General features: G+C 59.5%; 13 protein-coding genes and 2 pseudogenes. 11 read left to right on the forward strand and 4 right to left on the reverse strand.

What is annotated here, in order from left to right:
* Positions 1-88: 88 nt before the first annotated feature.
* The 4 genes from O3A94_07655 to flgK are packed head-to-tail and all read left to right on the forward strand — an operon-like array spanning position 89 to position 3,135.
* On the forward strand, positions 89-1,165 hold the full coding sequence (locus O3A94_07655; protein ID MDA1356128.1) for a flagellar basal body P-ring protein FlgI: 1,077 nt from the start codon (positions 89-91) through the stop codon (positions 1,163-1,165).
* Positions 1,165-1,479, forward strand: coding sequence for a rod-binding protein (locus O3A94_07660; protein MDA1356129.1), 315 nt, complete (start codon positions 1,165-1,167; stop codon positions 1,477-1,479). Before O3A94_07655 ends, O3A94_07660 begins: the two co-directional genes overlap by 1 nt.
* Positions 1,476-1,937, forward strand: a complete 462-nt coding sequence (locus O3A94_07665) for a hypothetical protein (GenBank protein MDA1356130.1) — start codon at positions 1,476-1,478, stop codon at positions 1,935-1,937. Before O3A94_07660 ends, O3A94_07665 begins: the two co-directional genes overlap by 4 nt.
* 37 nt (positions 1,938-1,974) lie before the next feature.
* Positions 1,975-3,135 (forward strand): flagellar hook-associated protein FlgK, encoded by a 1,161-nt coding sequence (gene flgK / locus O3A94_07670; GenBank protein ID MDA1356131.1) that lies wholly within the window; start codon positions 1,975-1,977, stop codon positions 3,133-3,135.
* Here flgK and O3A94_07675 read toward each other — a convergent pair.
* Positions 3,118-4,235, reverse strand: a pseudogene (locus O3A94_07675) (IS3 family transposase). The gene flgK and the pseudogene O3A94_07675 sit on opposite strands and share 18 nt — an antisense overlap.
* A gap of 88 nt (positions 4,236-4,323) precedes the next feature.
* Here O3A94_07675 and flhA point away from each other — a divergent pair.
* Positions 4,324-6,426, forward strand: coding sequence for a flagellar biosynthesis protein FlhA (gene flhA / locus O3A94_07680; GenBank protein ID MDA1356132.1), 2,103 nt, complete (start codon positions 4,324-4,326; stop codon positions 6,424-6,426).
* A 60-nt stretch (positions 6,427-6,486) separates the two neighbouring features.
* Complete coding sequence (locus tag O3A94_07685) at positions 6,487-7,512, forward strand: hypothetical protein (protein MDA1356133.1); 1,026 nt, start codon at positions 6,487-6,489, stop codon at positions 7,510-7,512.
* Positions 7,513-7,536: 24 nt separating this feature from the next.
* Here the strand turns inward: O3A94_07685 and O3A94_07690 are convergent, their stop codons facing one another.
* Together O3A94_07690 and fliI are read right to left on the reverse strand one after the other, a co-directional pair.
* Positions 7,537-7,959: a flagellar FliJ family protein gene (locus tag O3A94_07690; protein ID MDA1356134.1), complete on the reverse strand. Its 423-nt coding sequence runs from the start codon at positions 7,957-7,959 to the stop codon at positions 7,537-7,539.
* Positions 7,959-9,317, reverse strand: a complete 1,359-nt coding sequence (fliI, locus tag O3A94_07695; GenBank protein ID MDA1356135.1) for a flagellar protein export ATPase FliI — start codon at positions 9,315-9,317, stop codon at positions 7,959-7,961. The genes O3A94_07690 and fliI overlap by 1 nt, the downstream gene beginning before the upstream one ends.
* Positions 9,318-9,577: 260 nt before the next feature.
* Between fliI and O3A94_07700 the strand changes: the two are divergent.
* A pseudogene (locus tag O3A94_07700) lies at positions 9,578-10,285 on the forward strand (response regulator transcription factor).
* A 268-nt stretch (positions 10,286-10,553) separates the two neighbouring features.
* On the opposite strand, the gene O3A94_07705 reads toward O3A94_07700, so the two are convergent.
* Complete coding sequence (locus O3A94_07705; GenBank protein MDA1356136.1) at positions 10,554-11,216, reverse strand: histidine phosphotransferase family protein; 663 nt, start codon at positions 11,214-11,216, stop codon at positions 10,554-10,556.
* 184 nt (positions 11,217-11,400) lie between these two features.
* On the opposite strand from O3A94_07705, the gene O3A94_07710 reads away from it, so the two are divergent.
* The 4 genes from O3A94_07710 to fdhF all read left to right on the forward strand — a co-directional run bounded on the left by O3A94_07710 (position 11,401) and on the right by fdhF (position 17,084).
* Positions 11,401-11,601: a DUF3553 domain-containing protein gene (locus tag O3A94_07710; GenBank protein ID MDA1356137.1), complete on the forward strand. Its 201-nt coding sequence runs from the start codon at positions 11,401-11,403 to the stop codon at positions 11,599-11,601.
* A gap of 6 nt (positions 11,602-11,607) precedes the next feature.
* Complete coding sequence (locus O3A94_07715; GenBank protein MDA1356138.1) at positions 11,608-12,519, forward strand: LysR family transcriptional regulator; 912 nt, start codon at positions 11,608-11,610, stop codon at positions 12,517-12,519.
* A gap of 93 nt (positions 12,520-12,612) precedes the next feature.
* Positions 12,613-14,331 carry an NAD(P)H-dependent oxidoreductase subunit E gene (locus O3A94_07720; protein MDA1356139.1) on the forward strand — a complete coding sequence of 573 codons (1,719 nt, stop codon included), beginning with the start codon at positions 12,613-12,615 and terminating at the stop codon, positions 14,329-14,331.
* The gene (gene fdhF, locus O3A94_07725; protein ID MDA1356140.1) at positions 14,328-17,084 is read left to right on the forward strand and encodes a formate dehydrogenase subunit alpha; all 2,757 of its coding nucleotides are present in this window, start codon (positions 14,328-14,330) and stop codon (positions 17,082-17,084) included. Before O3A94_07720 ends, fdhF begins: the two co-directional genes overlap by 4 nt.
* Positions 17,085-17,086: the final 2 nt, after the last annotated feature.

The raw sequence follows: 17,086 nt of genomic DNA on the forward strand, positions 1-17,086 counted from the left end.
GTTGGACCAGAGAAATTAGATGAAACAGTGCCACAACCGGGTCTTCGCCTCTTTCATATCCGTATTTGCGGCGGGCGTTATTCTGTTGATGCTTTCTGCACAGCCGTCCGAGGCCCGTTCGAGAATCAAGGATATCACCGATTTCGAGGGCATTCGCGCCAACTTGTTGATCGGGTATGGCCTAGTGGTTGGCCTCAACGGTTCTGGCGACCGTTTGACGAACTCTATTTTCACTCAACAAAGCCTGGTCAGCATGTTGGAGCGCCTTGGCGTCAACACGCGAGGCACCACACTGACGACACAAAATGTTGCGGCGGTCATGGTTACGGCAACAATGTCGGCATTTTCCCGGCATGGCACACGTATCGATGTCACCGTCAGCACGATGGGTGACGCCACCAATCTACTCGGCGGCACCCTGCTGGTGACGCCACTCTTAGGCGCCGACGGCGAGGTCTATGCCGTGGCTCAGGGGCAGTTGGCGGTTGGCGGCTTTACCGCGCAGGGCGCGTCCGGCACCACAATCACGAGAGGCGTGCCGACCAGCGGCCGCATTTCAAGTGGCGCCATCATCGAACGTGAAATCGAGTTCAAACTGGCTGCAATGAAGAACGTCAACATCGCGCTGCGCAACCCTGACTTCACCACGGCTCAACGCATCGCTGCGTCGATCAACACCCGCCTTGGCAGTAATTTTGCTGCGCTGGTCGATCCGGGAACTGTGGCGCTTCGTGTTCCCAACGCTTATCAGGGACGCGTCGCCGAGTTGCTCACCCATATCGAACAGCTCATGGTCGAACCGGATATGCCCGCGCGGGTAGTCATCGACGAGACCACTGGCGTCATCGTCATGGGCGAAAATGTGCGCATCAATACGATCGCCATCGCACATGGTAATTTGACCATTCAGGTTTCCGAAACGCCGCAGGTCTCACAACCCGGCGCATTTTCACCCGCTGGTGCCGCCACCACTACAGTTCAGCGTAGCGAAATCACTGTCGATGACGGCAGCGACAATAGCCTGACATTGGTGCAAGACGGCATCAACCTGCAGGACCTGGTGGCCGGTCTCAATTCGCTCGGCGTCGGCCCGCGCGACATGATGTCAATCCTCCAAGCGATCAAGGCAGCGGGCGCGCTGCAGGCAGAAATTCAGGTGCTGTGATGGATGTGACGCAACTCCGGGTGATGCCCGTACAGGCGAGCACCGTATCGCCAGCCGACGTGGCAGGCAGCGGCAAAGGAACCGCGCAGGCGCGCAAGGTCGCCGAAGATTTTGAGGCGTTTTTCATCAGCATGTTTGTCGAAACAATGTTCTCGGGCATCGAAACCGACGGCGTATTCGGTGGCGGCCACGGCGAAGATGTGTACCGCTCCCTTCTCAACCAGGAAGTCGGAAAATCCATTGCGCGTACAGGCGGCATCGGAATTGCCGATAGCGTCGTACGTGAAATCATCAAAATGCAGGAGTCAGCATGAGCCAGACCCCCTATCCCCCACTGCCCGAGGATATCTCGGGCTTGATCGCCATCACGCGCCGCCTGACGGATTTGTTGATGGCGGAAATCGCAGCACTTCGCGCCATGCGACCGAAAGATATTGTCCCTCTGCAAGGTGAGAAGGCGGAGCTCACCAACATTTATGAAAGCCGTCTGCGGGCGCTTAAGGACGACGCGATCGAGCTCAAGAAAATTCCGCCGGAACTGGCCGCCGAACTTGGCCACAGCACGCAAGTTCTGCGCGGTGTCATCGCCGACAATCAGCGCGCTCTGAAAGCGGCACGCGAGGTCAATGAAGACGTCATCAACGTTATCGCCGATGAAATCGCCCGCCAGCGCAACCCGGCGCGGACTTATGGCGAACGCGGCCAACCGGCGATCAATAACGAGCTCGCCCGGCGCCGGTCTGGGCCGCTGACGTTGGACCAGCAGGCTTAGCCACGTTGGCCATCGAAAAGCCGGATAGCGTAAACATATGACCATTTCACTCGCCATCAACAACGCGATCACCGGGCTCAACGCGGCACAGGCGGGCCTGGGCACAATCGCCCAGAATGTGGCCAACGCGAATACAGAAGGCTATTCGCGAAAGGTCACCCACCAGTCCGCGATTGTGATCGGCGGCGTCAGCAACGGCGTCAATCTCGATGCTGCAACCCGTCTGGCCAATCAATTTCTCGGCACCCAGCTGCGCAACGAAACGTCGGAATTCAACAAAGCCGCGGCGATTGATGAATTTTACCGCTTAACCAGCAATCTGTTCGGCGCGCCGGGTAGCGATAGTTCGGTCTCGGATTTTTTCTCGGACATCATGTCCTCCTTCGAAGCGATGGCCAACAATCCAGAGAACGCCGCGCTGCGCTTCGATATCGTCTCTACGTCGACACTCTTTGCCGACAGCGCCGCGTCGGTCGCCACTGATATCCAGAATCTTCGCTTTGCCGCAGACCAGGAAATCAAGGCCGCGACCGATAGAGTTAATGAATTTCTGAAAAAGGTCGAAAACTTGAACGGCCTGATTAGTCTGGCGGCCTCCTCCGGCCACCCTATTGGCGATCTCGAAGATCAACGTGACTTGGCCATCCAAGGCGTGGCGAAAGAGATTGATATTACAGCCGTCCAGCGCTCGGACGGCAAGATCACCATCAGTACCCGCTCCGGCACGTTGTTGTTAAGTGACCGGCGTCGCGAGATGACCTACTCGCCAGCATCCATCGCCACATCAACCACAACGTTCGGCGAAATTAGCGTGTTCTCGCTCGACCCAAATGGCGGCACTGTCGGCACGGGCGATCAAATCGCCTCGTCAGGGACGAGTACAAACGTCACCACGACTTTGCGCGCAGGGCGGATCGCGGGCTTGCTACAAACCCGCGATCGCGAACTCGCCGATCTGTCCTTGACCTTGGATGAATTCGTCCGCGTCGCGCGTGATGAAATCAACGCAGTCCACAATCAGGGCGCAAGCTTTCCCGGACCGACCAGCCTGACCGGAACCCTTCCGACGGCGCCGGCGGATGTCTTTCAGGGCAGTGGGACGGTGCGCATTGCCGTCACCGATTCGTCGGGAACGATGGTCGATGCGCTCGACATTGATTTAGGGTGTAAAGCCCCCTCTCTATGTACCATTTTCTGATAGAGTTTCGGGCACCGGTGGACGCATGTTCAGAGCCTGATGCGGACGGATGTGATTGTACTGTTTCAGCCAGGTTTGGATGACGATTTGAGCCTGTTTGATTGAAGTAAACCACTCAGCATTCAAAACCTCCCTGCGCAGGGTGCCGTTGAAGCGCTCGTTGTAACCGTTCTCCCACGGGCTCCCCGGATAGATACGGATGGGTTTGATCCCAACCTTGGTAAGCCAGGTCTGGAAGTTCTCTGCAATGAACTCAGGACCATTGTCTGATCTGATGAACTCTGGTCTGCCGTGTTTCAAGAAGAGCGGATAGAGGGCTTCCAGAACCTCCGCATTGCCCATTCGAGTCCTCACGGCCACGCACAGGGCTTCGCGGGTGTACTCATCCAGTACGGTCAACATCTTGTAGGGCCGGCCGCTGGCCAGCTTGTCATGGACGAAGTCTATGCTCCAGATATGGTTCCGGTACTTGGGGCGTAGCCGGATGACAGAACTGTCCTTGTGATAGAGGCGCTTCCGCTTCCTGTGACGCTGCGGTATCTGGAGACCCTCTTCCCGCCACAGCCGTTCGACCTTCTTGTGATTGACTTGCCAGCCTTCAATGCGAAGCAACTCGGCAATCTTCCTGTAGCCATAGCGGCCATACTGCTTTGCCAATCTGATCAAAGCCAGCCGAAGGCTGTCATCATTTCCAGGGGATGCCTCATAGCGCTGTGTGGACCGTGCCACGCCGATCGTTTTGCAAGCCCGCCGCTCGGATGATCCGAGTTTCTGACGCACATGGATTAGGGCCTGACGCAGATCGGCAATCGTCAGACCTTCGGCTTTAGGTAATCGAGGCTCTCCCTCAGGATCAGCTTGTCCAGTTCAAGGTCCGCGACAATTCTCTTGAGGCGGGAGTTCTCCTTCTCAAGGCCCTTGAGCTCCTGAAGCTGGGACTTGCCCATCCCACCGTACCTTTTGCGCCAATTATAGTATGTCGCGTCGCTGATGCCTGCCGATCGGCAAGCCATCTCGACACTGCTGCCAGACGCCAGACCGAGCTCAATCTGACGCAGCAGGTTCAATACATCCTCATCGGAATATCGTTTCCTTGCCATCCAAATACCTCCTCATCTTCGTAAAATATCACGAATTACGTGGCACAGTTATAGGGGGGCAGGACACGTTTCGCGCGCGGACAATCGCATGGCTAATCTGAACGGTGCACCGCCAGACGCCAGCGCACCGGGCTTGGCCCTGCTCGAAAGCTTTAAACGCGGAGATGTCGCCTTAGCGCTTGGCGTCATTTCGATTCTCGTCATTCTCATTATGCCGATGCCGAGTTGGTTGCTCGATATCAGCCTGGCGCTATCGCTTGCGATATCCGCCCTGGTCCTGCTGACCGTGCTGTTCATCGAGAAGCCGCTCGACCTCAGCGCCTTTCCGACGATCTTATTGATCGCGACGATGTTGCGTTTGGCCCTCAACCTCGCCTCGACGCGGCTGATCCTTACCCACGGTTATGAAGGGCCCGCCGCCGCCGGCCAAGTTATTCAGGCCTTCGGCGGATTCGTGATGGGCGGAAGCTTTGTCATCGGCATCATCGTTTTTGCCATTCTTGTGATCGTCAATTTCATCGTCATTACCAAAGGCGCCGGACGCATTGCCGAAGTCTCAGCGCGCTTCAGTCTGGATGCGATGCCGGGCAAACAGATGGCGATCGACGCAGACCTCTCGGCCGGCCTTATCGGCGAAGAAGAAGCCCGCCAACGCCGGCTGGATTTGGAAGGTGAAAGCAGTTTCTTCGGGTCGATGGACGGCGCATCGAAATTCGTGCGCGGCGACGCCATTGCCGGCCTGCTGATCACGTTTATCAATGTGATCGGCGGCATGATTGTCGGCGTGTCGCAAAACGGCATGAGTTTCGCCGATGCGGCGCAGACATTCACGATGTTGACCATCGGCGACGGCCTGGTCTCGCAGATACCCGCGCTGATCATCTCAACCGCCGCCGGCCTGCTGGTCACCAAGGCCGGCATCAGCGGTTCCGCCGACAAATTGATATTCGGCCAACTGAGCGCCTATCCGCGCGCCATCGCGATGACGGCCGGCCTTCTCGTGGCCCTGGCATTGCTTCCCGGAATTCCCATGCTGCCGTTTTTGATCCTTGCTGCAGTGGCTGGGTTTATCGCCTGGCGTGCCCATGGGGCCAATCATCGGCGGTTGGCGGAGGCGCACAACGAGGGTCTTGAAAATGACCAACCCGAGCAACCCGAATCTCTGATTGGCAGCGCGCTGCAAATCGATGCCTTGCGCCTGGAACTTGGCTATGGACTGTTGAGCTTGATCGATGAACAGCAAGGTCAGCGGCTGACCGAGCAAATCAAGGCGCTGCGCCGACAGATCGCCAACGAAATGGGTTTCGTCATGCCCTCGGTGCGCATTCAGGACAATATGCAACTCGGATCGAACTCCTACATCCTGCGCGTCAAGGACATCGAAGCAGGGCATGGCGAACTGCGCCCGCATATGCTGCTGACGATGGACCCAGGCGGCGAATCGATCTCCCTACCAGGCGAAGAGACACAGGAGCCGACCTTCGGCATGCCGGCGAAATGGATTAATCACAGCGAACGTGAAGAGGCGATGTTCCGCGGCTACACGGTGGTCGATCCGGCGACCGTCATCACCACCCATATTACCGAGACGGTAAAGGACAATATGGCGGAGCTGCTGTCCTATGCCGAAACTCGCAAGCTACTGGACGATTTGGAAGACGATCAACGCAAGCTGGTCGACGATCTGGTTCCGGCGCAAATAACCGGTGGTGCGGTACAGCGGATATTGCAGAACCTGCTGCGCGAGCGCGTCTCTATCCGCGATCTGCCAACGATATTGGAGGGCATCGCCGAGGCAGTCGGCCACACCCAGAACGTCACATATATTACCGAAATGGTACGCGCCCGATTGGCCCGTCAGATCTGCGCCGCCAACGCCGATGGCGAGGGCGTTTTGCCCTTACTCACACTCTCGCCGGACTGGGAAGAAGCCTTCGCTGAAAGCCTAGTCGGCAATGGCGAGGACAAGCAGCTCTCGATGGCGCCCAGCCGGCTGCAGGAATTTATCGGTCTTGTCCGCAGTTCGTTCGAGCGCCACGCCATGCTGGGCGAGTTGCCTGTATTGCTCACCAGCCCTGCAATTCGCCCATATGTCCGCTCCATCGTTGAGCGTTTTCGTCCCGCAACGCCGGTCATGTCGCAAAATGAAATTCATCCCAAGATCAAGCTTAAGACCCTGGGCCAGGTTTAGGGTCGCGGTCCCTGCCCCACTAGACGCGCGCGCGCCCTCATGACGGCGCGGCGCTAGGCGATGGCATTTCTCGGATCGTTTTCTCCAGCTTCACTTCCGCAGATCGCCACCACGGCGGCGACTACCGGGCGCGTTTCCGCGATCACCGGGCCGCTCCCCGCAGCGCTTGGCACTTTGGCCACTGGCGCGCGCTTGAGTGGTGTCGCGATGGCGCTCCAGGCCAATGGCCAACAGCAAATTCGCACCCCATTTGGCGTCCTCACATTGACCCCGCGGACACCGTTTCCGGCCGGCGGAAGCTTCTTATTTGAATTGGCCGGTATGCCGACGCGCCCACAATTAAAATTAATTGCGCTCACACCTCCAGCGCCTGCCACTGCGGCACCGCCGACCGCAGCCGCGGCCCAAGGCGCCGCAGCGGCAGCGCTGAGCCATCGCTGGACCGGCCTCGAGAAATTGCTGAACGAGGCCGGCGGGAAAAACCCCGCGCAGGGCGCCCTCGCCGCCGCCCTACCGCGCCCAGGAGCGGGACTGACGCGGGCACTTATCACCTTTATTGCCACTTTACGCAGCGGCGGACTGGAGCCACTGCTGGGCCGCGCCCTAGCGCTCAGCCTGTTGAGCCAGCCGCGCCTCGGGCCGCTAGCCCGCGCGTTGCACCAGGATATGGCGCACCTAGAACGCTTTGCCCTCGACCCTGGGCCGGGGGCTTGGCAAGGCCTGTTCGCGCCGCTCATCGTTGGCGGCCAGTACCATCAATTGCGCATTTTTACGCGCCGCGATGGCGCGCCTGAAGAGACCGAACCAAAGGCGAAACTGCGCCGTTTCATCGTCGAAACTGAATTGCCCGCCTTGGGCCCGATCCAACTCGACGGGCTGATGGCAGCCGACACACTCGACTTGGTGATGCGCTGCACGACTGCACTGCCAGCGACGTGGCAATCGAACCTCCGGCTTCTGGTCGGGGCATCGGCGGCGCGGGCCGGCATAATCGGCAAGATAGGCTTTCAAATTTGCGACAAATTCCCTGTGGCGCCCCTTGAAGACGGGCTGCTCGGCACAGAAGCGCAGGGCATTTTGGCGTAACGGCTGGCCGCTGACGCGCGCTGTCTAGCGCGCCGCTTCCCGTCGCCGGTACATATCGAGGCCCAATTCGTCGAGTTCGATCTGCTCGCGCCGGTCGGCCTCGCGGGTCTTTTCCAACTCCCGCTGCGCCTGGGTCAATTCATACTTTTTGAGCTCGCGGAACAGCGTGGCGATATAGTCATTTGCCTCGCCGAGGCGCCCCTCGACGTCATTGAGCTGAAAGTTCATAGCAGCCCGACGTGTCGTCATGACATTCAAAAAATTGGCAAAGGCGGTATTCGCTTCCCACGACGTAGCCGCGATCAGTTTTTCCGCGGCCACCTGACCCACCAGGCGGGCAGATTCGCCAAGGATGATGTCTCTCTCGCGGTTTAGATCGGCCAGCGCCCGGCGAGCGTCGTTCAACCGGGTGCGATAAATACGAACGAGCGTGGCGATGCCTTCCATCAAGCCTTACCGTCCGGCATAGCATTCTCGCTCTCGGGCGGCACGAAGATTTCCGCCAGATCGCGGTGGCAGACATCCATTTCCACCCGTTCCCGCGCGTCCTGCGACAGAAACTGCTCCAAAAGAGCGTGATAGTGGATTGCTTCGTCCACCAATGGGTCGCTACCCTCGCGGTACGCGCCGAGGCGAATCATCTCAGCCATGTCCTCATAGGTCGCGATCAAACGCCGGGCATGTTGAATGACCTCGTTTTCCGCATCGCTGTTACAGCCAGGCATGGTCCGAGACAAGCTGCGCAGGATGTTGATCGCAGGGTAGCGGCCGCGCTCGGCAATAGCGCGGTCAAGCACGATATGGCCATCCAAAATTCCGCGCACCGCGTCGGAGATCGGCTCGTTGTGATCGTCGCCTTCGACGAGGACCGTAAACAGGCCAGTGATTGTTCCCTTGCCGGAGCCCGGGCCCGCGCGTTCCAAGAGTTTTGGTAGTTCGGCGAAAACGGTCGGCGTGTAGCCTTTGCTTGCCGGCGGCTCGCCGGCCGAAAGGCCAATTTCGCGCTGCGCCATGGCAAAGCGAGTGATGCTGTCCATCAAGCACAGCACGCTATCGTCGAGATCGCGGAAATATTCGGCGATCGTAAGCGTTAAATGCGCTGCCTGACGGCGCATCAAGGCTGATTCGTCGGAGGTCGCAACGACCACAACGCTGCGCGCCAGTCCCTCTACACCGAGATTGTCTTCGATGAACTCCTGAACCTCCCGGCCGCGCTCGCCGATCATGCCGATGACCGCAACGTCGGACGCGGTAAAGCGCGCCAGCATAGAAAGGAGAACCGACTTGCCGACGCCGGAGCCGGCGAAGATTCCCATGCGCTGGCCCTTGCAGCATGTGACGAAAGCGTTGAGAGCGCGGATGCCGAGGTCAATTTTCGCACCAACCCGTCGGCGTTCATGCGCCGGTGGCGGCGAGCGTCGCATAGAATAGCCCCGGCCGCCTATGGACAGCGGTCCGCGCCCGTCGATCGGTTCGCCGAACGCGTTTATCACCCGACCGAGCCAGCTGCGATCGGGAAAAATTAGCGGGTCGAGCTCGCCGAGCATCACCTTGCAGCCCAACCCCACGCCATCGAGGGTCCCGAACGGCATAAGCACGGCGGCGGCGCTCTGAAATCCGATCACTTCGCACGGAATGCGGCGTCCACCGCGCGCGACAATCGTGCATCTGGCGCCAATCGTTAGACTTCCCTGAAGGCCGGCGCAGGAAACCGACATGCCCTGCACGGCAGACACTCTGCCATAGGACTGCATGCCGGGCAGACGTTCTATCTCGCCGACGATTCTGTTTGCCGCCTCGCTCACCAATCGCCCGCCACATTGGTCACACCAGATAGCGGCGTTCGGAAAAGTAACACCACACCGCTGATTTCGACTGTATCCGGAATTGCATTAACTTGCGGTAAAGGCTCAAGAATCAAGGCTACCGGCGAACCCTCATTGTGGGTTTATGCCGTCGTTAATGGATTCTTAAGAGGGAATGGTGTCTCATAGACATATTGTTAACCAAGCCCGCAGATTTATAGTTAATCAAGCGCGGCACCCAAAAGCGAAAGTCAGCACACATGCGGGTACTCTTGGTCGAAGACGATTCAGCAATGGCGCAGAGCATCAAGGCGATCCTGCTTAACGATGGCTATGTGTGCGACACCACCGATTTAGGCGAGGACGGCCTCGAAATCGGCAAGCTGTACGATTACGACATCATCATACTCGACCTGATGCTGCCCGATATCGACGGATATGAAGTGCTGCGCCGCCTGCGTGCCGCCAGGGTGACAACGCCGATCTTGATATTGTCCGGCCTTTCGGCGCCCGACGAAAAGATCAAAGGCTTCGGCTTTGGCGCCGACGACTATCTCACCAAACCGTTTGATCGCGGCGAGCTGATGGCACGCATTCAAGCGATCGTGCGGCGCTCCAAAGGCCATGCGGAGTCTCTCATTCGCACAGGACGCCTGACAGTTAATCTCGAACAGCGCTCGGTCGAGATCGATAATCAACCGATCCATTTGACCGCCAAGGAATATGGCATCATCGAACTGCTGTCGCTCCGCAAAGGCACGACACTGACCAAAGAGATGTTTCTCAATCATTTGTAAGGCGGCATCGATGAGCCGGAACTGAAGATAATCGATGTGTTCGTCTGTAAGTTACGCAAAAAATTATCTTCGGCGACCGGCGACGATAACTATATTCACACCGTTTGGGGCCGCGGCTATGTGTTAAAGGAGCCCAGCCAAACTGATGAAGAGGTGCGCAGCGTTGCCTGACAGGCGGTTGATCGCATGAGCAAAACGGCGCTTTTAATGAGCGCCGTTTTTTTTATGGCGGCAATCAGATGATCAGGCCAAAATTTTCAGTTCTGAGAGCGGTGTCCCACGAACAATTGCTGCCGACCAAACGACATGTGATCCACCGACTGGACCTCACGGCAGCTGCTGTCGGATACCGCCGCGCTGGATCACATGCGGCAAATCCGGCTGTCTAAGCGGCTCATGGGTCCGCAGAAATATGGTGCTTAGCTACCGCGAGCCGCGATCAGGCGTGAACTGTCGAGACTTCAAACTGCCCCTCGCCGGTTGCTTCGGCACGTACCGAAAGCCCGAGATCTGCCGCCAACATGCCGGTGAGGTAGGGCTGCACGACGCGCGCATTCAGCTCTCGCAGCACCGCGCGATCGCGGCGGCAGCCGCCGGCCAGCGCATCCGCTGATAAATCGTCGAGAATGACCATGCCTCCGGTGCCGCGAATGGTAATGCGCGGGCCGCACGCCTCTCCGGCGGCGACAAAATTCAACTGCCCACCGCGCGGCAGCGCGTTGGCGGCAAGCAGCATCAGATTCAGCGCCAATTTTCCGGCACCGGCGATATCTTGATCCTCGGCGCCTTCATAGGCGCCCTGCCAGGCGAAATTGATTTTCGAATCGGCCAGCATCGCCGCGCCGGTCTGCATCGCGCCGGACCAATCCATCCAGCCGTGATGGCTGCCATAGGCGAGGCGGTAGAAGCGTAAACGGCGGACTGCCTGGCCGGCGCAGCTCGAGATCAACTCGCGCGCATCCTCCATGCCTTCAGCGCCGCCTTCACTGAGCAGCTCGGCACCATTGTTGGCCGCGCCCACCGGCCCCGCAAGATCGTGACACAGACGCGCGCTCAACAGCCCCGCCAGTTCAAGATCGAATGAAGAAGAAGAATTTGTCATGGCCTTCCCGTCTAAATTTGCGCTCCGGCTTCGGCGGCTTCCTGTCCGCTGAAGCGATACTAGAAAGTGCCGGCAGTAAAATCGACCCCTCAAAAGGGATAGGCCATACTAGACCGGAGGATAGCACCAGGCCGCCAGCCGCGCTTGCATCGACCGGCCCCGGATTGCAGGCTATCCTGCCGACATGCCCAGTCTCGAAGACTCCAGCCATTTCGCCCCCGGTGATTTTGTCCGGCATCCGGAGCGCCCTGAATGGGGGCTGGGGCGGGTTCAATCGGCGCATGGCGCGCGCCTCACCGCGACGTTTGAAAACGCCGGCAAACAATCGATCAACGCCCATGCCGTTACCCTGGTGCGGGTCGAGTCGCCGTCTGCGGACGCGTAACACCAAGTGAATTTCAAACAATTCAGCTATCTCATCGCCCTCGCCCAGGAGCGCCATTTCGGCCGCGCTGCCAAGCGCTGCAATGTCGCCCAGCCGACACTCTCGACCGCGATCCGCCGGCTAGAGGATGAACTGGGCGTTCCCGTCGTTATGCGCGGGCAGCAATTTTTGGGCTTCACCGCCGAAGGCCAACGAGTTCTCGAATGGGCCGAGCGCATTGTCGCCGATCAGGACGCGATGGTGCAGGAGTTGAGCGAAATGCGCGGCAGCCTGCATGGCCGTCTCCGGATCGGCGTCGTTCCCACCGCGCTGCCGGCAGTCTCGCGCTTGACCTTGCCGTTTTGCGAATCCTATCCCGATGTTTCAATCGCCGCGCGGGCCATGAGTTCACTTGAAATCCAGCAGCGCCTCGACAATTTCGAGATCGATCTCGGAATCACCTATCTCGACAACGACCCCATGCCGCGGATGAAATCGGCGCCGCTCTACCGCGAATATTATTGTCTCGTGCACGCCATTTTGGATCATCCTGGGCCCGGAGCGACGACGATCTCATGGCGCGAGGCGGCCGCGCTACCGCTCTGCCTGCTGTCACCCGACATGCAGAACCGGCGCATCATCGACGCCGCATTCGCCGCCGCCGGCTGCCAGCCGACACCCCAGATCGAAACCAACGATCTGGCCGATATTGGGCTGCACGTTAAAACTGGGAAATGGGCCGGCATCGTGCCGCGCCATGTTCTGGATATGCTCGACCTGCCGACTAGCGCCCAGGCGCTCGACCTGGTGGCGCCGGAAGTTTCCCATTCCGTTGGTCTGGTGATCGCCGACCGTGAGCCCCAACCGCCGACCGCCAAGGCGATGCTGGCCCTGGTTAAAACAATGGGAGGCGGCGACATTTTCGCGCGTGACCGATAAACAAAAACTATTGAACGATATAGACAATAGATTTTACAAATCGAGGCGATTTTGCCACGGTATCGCCGCAGGGCTAGACGCAGGCAGGGATCGATGGCTGTAATAAAGAGTGGCATTCGTAAATTCGGCCATCCCGGTAAGGGGGTGCGCGGCGCGCGCTACGAGGGCAAGGGCCGCCAAGTCGAACCCGAGGCGCTCCGCGAAATACAGACTTTGCTCGGCGATCGACCGCGCCGCCGCGATCTGCTGATCGAACATCTCCACATAATTCAAGACAACGCCGGCCATTTGTCTGCGCGCCATCTTGTGGCGCTGGCCCAGGAGATGAAGCTGTCTCTGGCCGAGGTTTATGAAGTCGCTACATTCTACGCTCATTTCGATGTGACCGCCGATGGCGACGCGCCGCCAGCGCCTCTCACCATCCGCGTGTGCGACAGCCTGAGTTGCGAAATGCTCGGTTCGGACGCGCTCTATGAAGGGCTGAAGGGACGCCTCGACAGCAGCCAAGTACGCCTCGTCCGCGCGCCCTGCATGGGGCGCTGCGAGAGCGCGCCGGTGGCCGAGGTCGGCCATCATCACGTGGTCAATGCCACCGCCGATAATGTCATGGACGCCGTCAACAAAGGTCAAACTCATCCCGAAATTCCATCTTATGTCAGCTTCGATGAATATATTAAAAATGGCGGATATCGTATTCTAAAAGCTTGCATAAATGGAGATACAGATATCGAAGATATCATCTCCGCTTTGGAAGCAAGCGAACTGCGCGGATTAGGCGGCGCCGGCTTCCCGACAGGGCGGAAATGGCGCTTCGTGCTGGCCGAACCGGAGCCGCGCCTGCTCGCCGTCAATGCCGATGAGGGCGAGCCTGGCACCTTTAAGGACCGCTATTACATGGAGCGCGATCCGCACCGTTTTCTCGAAGGCATGCTGATCGCCGCCCGCGCCGTCGCGGCAGAAGAATGCTTTATTTATCTGCGCGATGAATATCCCGGCCTACATCAGGTGCTGGCCGAAGAAATCGCCAAACTCTCCGCCGCCGGCCTCGATGCCGGCACCAAGATCACGCTCCGGCGCGGCGCCGGCGCCTATATATGTGGCGAGGAATCGGCGATGCTGGAGAGCATCGAGGGCAAGCGCGGCGAGCCGCGCCACAAACCGCCCTTCCCCTCCCAGGTCGGCCTGTTCGGCCGCCCGACGCTGATCAACAATGTCGAGACACTTTATTGGGTGCGCGACATCATCGAGCGCGGACCCGCATGGTTCGCCGATGAAGGCCGCAATGGCGGCAAGGGGCTGCGCAGCTTTTCGGTTTCGGGCCGGGTGCGCGATCCCGGCGTCAAGCTCGCGCCGGCCGGTATTACCGTTAACGAGCTGATTCAAGAATATTGCGGCGGCATGGCCGAAGGGCATGAATTCAAAGGCTATCTGCCGGGCGGCGCTTCGGGGGGTATCCTACCCGCGTCGAAGGGCGATATACCGCTCGATTTCGGGACGCTGGAGAGCGAAGGCTGCTTGATCGGCTCGGCTGCCGTCATCGTGTTGTCCGACCAAGACAATATGCGTGCTGCGGCGCTCAATCTGATGCGCTTTTTCGAGTATGAAAGCTGCGGCCAATGCACGCCGTGCCGCGCTGGAACCGAAAAGGCAGTCAAGCTCATGTCGGCGCCGGTATGGGATCAACCGCTGTTGCGCGAACTCAGTAAAACCATGATGGACGCCTCGATCTGCGGCCTCGGCCAGGCGGCACCCAATCCGCTGCTCACGGTGTTGAAGCATTTTCCCGAGGATTTGACCGAGGAAACAAGATGAGCGCCAAGACCAGCTTTACTCTGGACGGCCAAACCCTGGAAGCGGCGGAGGGTGAGACGATTTGGCAATGCGCGGAGCGCGCCGGCATCGACATCCCCCATCTTTGTTATTCCAAGGCGCCGGATTATCGCGCAGACGGCAATTGCCGCGTATGCATGGTCGAGGTCGAGGGCGAACGGGTGCTGGCCGCCTCCTGCATCCGCAAGCCGACCGAGGGCATGGTGGTGCACAGCAGCAACGAGCGCGCGGCAACGGCGCGCAAGATGGTGATGGAACTGCTGGTCGCCGATCAGCCGCCGCGCGAAAGCAGCCACGATCCGAATTCCGAACTGTGGCATTGGGCCGAGCAGATGGGCCAGACCGCGAGCCGCTTTCCGGCCCGCCGCACACCCGCCGCCGATGTCAGCCACACCGCCATGTCGGTTAATCTAGATGCCTGCATCCATTGTACGCGCTGTGTGCGCGCCTGCCGCGAAGTACAGGTCAATGATGTCATCGGCATGGCCGGGCGCGGCGCCGGCAACAAGATTGTGTTCGATTTCGACGATGCCATGGGATCGTCGAGCTGCGTCGCTTGCGGTGAATGCGTGCAGGCCTGCCCAACCGGCGCCCTGATGCCGGCGCGCGGTGTCGGCAAAGTCATTCCCGACAAGAAGGTCGAGAGCGTCTGCCCGTATTGCGGCGTCGGCTGCCAGCTCACCTTTAACGTCAAAGACAACAAGATCCTCTCGGTCGAAGGCCGCGACGGCCCGTCGAATTCGGAGCGTCTCTGCGTCAAGGGTCGCTTTGGATTTGATTACGTCAACCATGACCACCGCCTGACCAAGCCGTTGATCCGGCGCAGCGACGCACCTGCTAAATCTGCCAATATCGATATCGACCCGGCCAACCCGTACACCCATTTTCGTGACGCAACGTGGGAAGAAGCGCTCGAAATCGCCGCCCAGGGTCTGACCCGCATTCGCGATGCGTCAGGCGGCAAGGCGCTAGCCGGCTTTGGCTCGGCCAAGGGCTCCAACGAGGAGGCCTATCTGTTCCAGAAGTTGGTGCGCTCCGGCTTCGGCAGCAACAATGTCGATCACTGCACGCGTCTTTGTCATGCTTCGTCGGTGGCGGCGCTATTGGAAACCATCGGCTCCGGCGCGGTGACTGCGAGCTTTAACGAGGCGCGCCATTCCGACGTCATCATCGTCATCGGCGCGCATCCGACCTCCAATCATCCGGTGGCGGCTACATTTTTGAAGAACGCCGCCCAGCGAGGCGCCAAGCTTGTGGTCATCGACCCGCGTGGCTCCACGCTGGCGCGCCACGCCAGCCATTTCCTGCAGTTCAAACCGGGGCGCGACGTCGCGCTGTTGAACGCGCTGATGCATGTCATCGTCGCCGAGGAACTTTATGACCAGCAATATGTCCTGGCCCACACCGAAGGCTTCGAACAACTGCGCGATCATCTGAAGCAGTTTTCGCCCGAGAAGATGGCGCCGATCTGCGGCATTGAACCCGATGTGCTGCGCGAGGTGGCGCGGCTTTATGCCGGCGCCAAGGCTGCCATCATTTTTTGGGGCATGGGCATCTCGCAACATATCCATGGCACCGACAACGCGCGCTGCCTAATCTCGCTCGCCCTGATGAGCGGCCAAGTCGGCCGCCCCGGCACCGGCCTGCATCCTTTGCGCGGCCAGAACAATGTACAGGGCGCCTCCGACGCCGGCCTCGTCCCGATGTTCTATCCGGACTATCAACCGGTGACCGATACCGCCATTCAGAACCGCTTCGAAGCGCTATGGGGCGCCTCGCTCGATCCCGAACGCGGCCTGACCGTGGTTGAAATAATGGATGCGGCACATGCGGGAGATATCCGTGGCATGTACATCATGGGCGAAAATCCGGCGATGTCGGACCCCAATACCCACCACGTGCGCGAAGCCTTCGCCAGGCTCGACCATCTCGTTGTGCAGGAAATCTTCCTTACCGAAACCGCGTTTTTCGCCGATGTGATCCTGCCGGCCACGGCATGGCCCGAAAAAGACGGCACCGTCACCAACACCAACCGGCAAATTCAGATGGGCCGGAAAGCGGTCGATGCGCCGGACGGCGTGATGCCAGATTGGTGGATCATCGCCGAACTAGCAAAGCGTATCGGCCTCGATTGGAATTACGCCCATCCGTCGGACGTGTTCGCCGAGATGAAACAATGCATGGCCTCGCTCAACAACATCTCTTGGCCGCGTCTTGAGCGCGAGAGCGTCGTAACCTATCCGTGCGACGGCGAAGATTTGCCCGGCAACGATGTCATTTTTGGTAACGGCTTTCCGACGCCGTCGAAGCGCGGAAAATTCGTGCCGGCCAGCATCATCGAGCCTGACGAGATGCCGGATGCGGAATACCCGATGGTGCTCTCCACCGGGCGGCAGTTGGAGCACTGGCACACCGGCGCCATGACGCGGCGCTCGGAAACGCTCGACAATCTCGAGCCCGAAGCGGTCGCTAGCCTGGCACCGCTGGAGATGGAGCGGCTCGGCATTCGCCCCGGCGACCAGATCGAGGTGGCAACGCGACGCGGGCGCATTTCCTTAAAGGCGCGCGCTGATACCGGCATTCCCAAGGGCGTTGTGTTCGTGCCGTTCTGCTATGCCGAGGCGGCCGCCAACATGCTGACCAACCCGGCGCTCGATCCGATTGGCAAGATTCCCGAATTCAAATTCTGCGCCGCTAAAGTAGAAAAAGCGGCACCACCGGCGGCGGCGGAATAAGG

It is taken from the genome of Pseudomonadota bacterium, assembly GCA_027624955.1.
Classification (GTDB): Bacteria; Pseudomonadota; Alphaproteobacteria; order UBA828; family UBA828; genus PTKB01.

What these genes read in the sequence shown, in the direction of transcription:
- O3A94_07710 (MDA1356137.1), top strand. Translation starts at nt 11,401, where the DNA reads ATGCCCAGTCTCGAAGACTCCAGCCATTTCGCCCCCGGTGATTTTGTC.
- flhA (MDA1356132.1), top strand. Translation starts at nt 4,324, where the DNA reads ATGGCTAATCTGAACGGTGCACCGCCAGACGCCAGCGCACCGGGCTTG.
- fdhF (MDA1356140.1), top strand. Translation starts at nt 14,328, where the DNA reads ATGAGCGCCAAGACCAGCTTTACTCTGGACGGCCAAACCCTGGAAGCG.
- O3A94_07685 (MDA1356133.1), top strand. Translation starts at nt 6,487, where the DNA reads ATGGCATTTCTCGGATCGTTTTCTCCAGCTTCACTTCCGCAGATCGCC.
- O3A94_07720 (MDA1356139.1), top strand. Translation starts at nt 12,613, where the DNA reads ATGGCTGTAATAAAGAGTGGCATTCGTAAATTCGGCCATCCCGGTAAG.
- O3A94_07705 (MDA1356136.1), bottom strand. Translation starts at nt 11,216, where the DNA reads ATGACAAATTCTTCTTCTTCATTCGATCTTGAACTGGCGGGGCTGTTG.
- O3A94_07690 (MDA1356134.1), bottom strand. Translation starts at nt 7,959, where the DNA reads ATGGAAGGCATCGCCACGCTCGTTCGTATTTATCGCACCCGGTTGAAC.
- flgK (MDA1356131.1), top strand. Translation starts at nt 1,975, where the DNA reads ATGACCATTTCACTCGCCATCAACAACGCGATCACCGGGCTCAACGCG.
- O3A94_07665 (MDA1356130.1), top strand. Translation starts at nt 1,476, where the DNA reads ATGAGCCAGACCCCCTATCCCCCACTGCCCGAGGATATCTCGGGCTTG.
- O3A94_07655 (MDA1356128.1), top strand. Translation starts at nt 89, where the DNA reads ATGCTTTCTGCACAGCCGTCCGAGGCCCGTTCGAGAATCAAGGATATC.
- O3A94_07660 (MDA1356129.1), top strand. Translation starts at nt 1,165, where the DNA reads ATGGATGTGACGCAACTCCGGGTGATGCCCGTACAGGCGAGCACCGTA.